Source organism: Cellulomonas citrea, from assembly GCF_009829685.1.
Classification (GTDB): Bacteria; Actinomycetota; Actinomycetes; order Actinomycetales; family Cellulomonadaceae; genus Cellulomonas; species Cellulomonas citrea.
The window spans coordinates 1-3,552 of record NZ_VWSD01000208.1; the positions used below are offsets into that span (position 1 = coordinate 1).

The window sequence follows — 3,552 nt, forward strand, 5'->3', positions numbered from 1 at the left end:
CCGCACCAGGTCGGCGAACGGCACCGCCCGGTCCAACAGGTAGTTCTCGTGCGTGCCGTAGGTGGCGCCCTTGCCGTCCACGTTGTTCTTGTACAGCGTGACGTCCGGCAGCGCCGGGCTCGCGGCCGGCCCAGGGCCACCATCTGCGCCCCCGTGAGGGTCGCGATGTCCAGCACCAGGTCCGGCTTCTCCTCGACGGCGCTCACCAGGCCCTTCGAGCAGGCTCACGGGGTCACCGGCGTGGTTCGTCCGGGTCCAGCGCGCCGATCCGCCGGGCGGGTAGGTGCCCAGCACCGACCGGGCGACCCACGCACCGAGGCCGCCCACCACCGCGCCGACGACCGCCGGCACGGCGTCGTTCACCCGCCGGTCCCCGCCGCCGCCGGGGCCGTCGGGGTGCGGTTGACGGGCGGCAGCACGACGGCCGGCGGCAGCACGGTCTCGGAGTCGCCGAAGCCGTAGTGGCCGACCTGGCCGCCGATCTGGGCGGCGAGGGCCAGCGGGACGTCGACCTGCGCCGAGACGGCCTTCATGCCGGACACCGTACTCACGCGGGAGGCCAACGTGGCGTCCTTGAGCAGGGCGTCGACGAGCGACCCGTTGCCCCGCGCCCCGCCGACGAGCACGGCGCCCTCGCTGCCGCTGGCCGCAGCGGAGACCACGTCGAGCCGGGCGCTCTGCACGTCGTCGGCCGGCGGGGTGGCCGTGCTGTCGGTCGTCGCGGCCTCGGGGGCGACGACGACGATCGCGTCGGCCGGGGTCGAGACCGTGCCGGTCACGGTGATGAGGGGGCTGTCCCCGGACGACAGCAGCTCGAGCAGGATCGAGGCCGAGCTGGCCTGCTTGTCGGGCGCCGCCGGGTCGGCCGACGCGAGGGCCTGCGTGAGCGCGAGGGCGAGCTCGGCGTCGGCGGTGGCACCGGCGGCGGGCGCCGGCGACAGGTAGGTCACGAGGTTGCCGGCGAGCGCCTGCCGGAACGACCGCTGCGCCGGGTCCGTCCAGGCGGCCGTGAGCTGCACGTGGGCGCTCACCGAGGCACCGGACTGCTGCAGGCGGGAGTCGATCGCCGCTCCCAGGTCGGTCAGCACGTCACCGAGCGCGACGACCGCGACGCGACGGCCCGCGAGCGTCCCGTCGAGCAGCCGACCGGCCGACGCATCGATGTACCCCTGGGCGTGGTTGAGCGAGGACGTGGTGGTGTCCAGCTCGGACCGCAGCGACTCCTTCTCGGCGCGCAGGGACGAGACCTGGCCGGTGAGCGAGTCGCCGATGGTCTCCTTGAGCGGTCCGGCGCCGAGCGCGATGCCGACCGCGAGGGCCAGGAACACCGAGATCAGCGAGACGATGTGGTAGCGGAAGTCGATCACGTGAACAGCCCTCGGTCAGTGACGGATGGGTGACTGGGCGCCGGTGAACAGGCCGACCACCCAGGAGAACAGGTCGTCCCACCGCGCGCCCACCAGACCGAGCAAGGTCTGCCCGGCGGCCGTCGAGGCCAGTGCGATGAACAGCGCCACCAGTCCGGAGGCGATGAGCAGCACGAGCTGCAGGTTGGAGATGCGCTGCCGGTAGAGCCGGGACACGCCCTTGGCGTCGACCAGCTTGCCCCCCACCCGCAACCGGGTGAGGAAGGTGCTCGCCATCCCCGAGCGCCCCTTGTCGAGGAACTCCACGAGGGTGGCGTGCGTACCGACCGCGACGATGAGCTCGGCGCCCTTGTCGTCGGCGAGCAGCATCGCGACATCCTCGCTCGTCCCGGTGGCCGGGAAGAGCACGTACGGCACGCCCAGCTGCTCGACCCGGCTGAGCCCCGGTGCGCGGCCGTCCCGGTAGGCGTGCACGACGACCTCGGCCCCGCAGGTGAGCGCCTTGTCGGACACGGAGTCCATGTCCCCGACGATCATCTGCGGCTTCCAGCCGGCCTCGAGGATCGCATCGGCCCCGCCGTCGACGCCGATGAGGACGGGACGGTACTCCCGGATGTAGGAGCGCAGGGTGACCAGGTCGTCCTTGTAGTGGTACCCGCGCACCACGATGAGCACGTGCCGGCCGTCGATCGAGGTGGCCACCTCCGGCACCCCGACGCCGTCGAGCAGCAGCTCGCGCTCCCGGCGCAGGTAGTCCATGGTGTTGGCCGCGAACGACTCGAGCTGCACGGACAGCCCGGCGCGCGCGTCCTCCATCGCCGCCGCGACGGTCTGCGCGTCCTGGGCCACGCCCTCGGCGACGAGGCGTTCACCGAGGCGCACCACACCGTCCTCGACGTGCAGCTGGGCTCCTTCGGTCACCGCCATCACGTCGGGGCCGAGGTCGTCGACGAGCGGGATCCCGGCCTCGACGAGGATCTCCGGGCCGAGGTTCGGGTACCGGCCCGAGGTGGACCGGGCGGCGTTCAGGACGGCCGACGGCCGGCACGCCACGAGGGCCTCGGCCGAGACCCGGTCCAGGTCGAGGTGGTCGATGACGGCGACGTCACCGGGCCGGAGCCGCTTGGTGAGTGCCTTGGTCCGGGCGTCGACCCGGGCCGGGCCGACGACGGTGCCGGTCTGAGGCTGCGGGCTGTTCTTGCGCTGAAACACTCTCATCGTGAGTCATCGTCCCACGTCGGCCAGCTCCAGGAGCTCCGCCGCGTGGGCCAGTGCCGTCGCCGAGGTCTCCTGACCGGACAGCATGCGGGCCAGCTCGGCCACCCTGGCCGGGCCTTCCACCGCGCGCACCCCCGAGGCCGTGACCACGTCGCCGCCGTCCGATGTCGACTTCGTCACCACGAGGTGACGGTCGGCGAAGGCGGCCACCTGGGCCAGATGGGTGACGACGAGGACCTGAGCGGTGCCCGCGAGCGCGGCGAGCCGACGGCCCACCTCGAGCGCGGCCCGGCCACCGACCCCGGCGTCGACCTCGTCGAACACGAAGGTGGACGCACCCGCACCCGCGGTGCCGGCCAGCGAGACCTCGAGCGCCAGCATCACCCGGGACAGCTCACCGCCCGAGGCGCTGCGTGCGAGCGGCAGCGCGGGCGCACCCGGATGGGCCACGAGCAGCATCTCGACCTCGTCGGCGCCGTGGACCGAGGGTTCGCCGGGGCGCACGTCGACCTGCAGCTGGGCGCCGGCCATCGCCAGACCCGCGAGCTCGTCGCTCACGGCGCGGCCCAGCTGCGCGGCCGCAGCCGTGCGACCGGCCGTCACGGCGCCCTGCACCTGCGCCAGCTCGCGGTCCAGCTCGGCGAGCCTGCTCCGCAGCTGCTCGACCCGGTCCTCGCCGCCCTCGAGATCGGCGAGCCGCAGCCCCGCCTCACCCGCCCAGGCGAGCACCTCGTCGACGTCGGACCCGTAGGCGCGGGTGAGCGTGGCGAGCTCGGCACGCCGCTGCTGAGCTCGTTCGAGGGCGCCCGGGTCGGCCTGCACCCCGTCGAGGTACCCCGCCAGGTCGGCCGCGGCGTCGGCCAGCAGGTAGCCGATCTCCGCGACCCTCGTGGCCAGCGGCGCGAGCTCCGGGTCGTGCACCGCGGCGTGCTGCAGGGCGCGCAGCGCACCGTCGACGGCGAGCGCG

The 3,552-nt window shown here is 73.9% G+C and carries 3 protein-coding genes and 2 pseudogenes; all 5 read right to left on the bottom strand.

Annotated features, from left to right (window positions below; genetic code table 11):
• A pseudogene (locus tag F2B26_RS15045) lies at nt 1-126 on the bottom strand (proteasome accessory factor PafA2 family protein); the annotation flags it as partial.
• A gap of 32 nt (nt 127-158) precedes the next feature.
• Nucleotides 159-206, bottom strand: a pseudogene (locus F2B26_RS17690) (hypothetical protein); the annotation flags it as partial.
• Nucleotides 207-359: 153 nt separating this feature from the next.
• Entirely contained in the window at nt 360-1,367 is a 1,008-nt protein-coding gene (locus F2B26_RS15055) for a copper transporter (protein WP_159810748.1), read from the bottom strand.
• A 15-nt stretch (nt 1,368-1,382) separates the two neighbouring features.
• Complete coding sequence (steA, locus tag F2B26_RS15060) at nt 1,383-2,585, bottom strand: putative cytokinetic ring protein SteA (RefSeq protein ID WP_159810750.1); 1,203 nt, start codon at nt 2,583-2,585, stop codon at nt 1,383-1,385.
• 6 nt (nt 2,586-2,591) lie between these two features.
• A partial coding sequence (locus F2B26_RS15065) for a DNA repair protein RecN (protein ID WP_499679450.1) occupies nt 2,592-3,552 on the bottom strand: 961 nt, incomplete at its 5' end.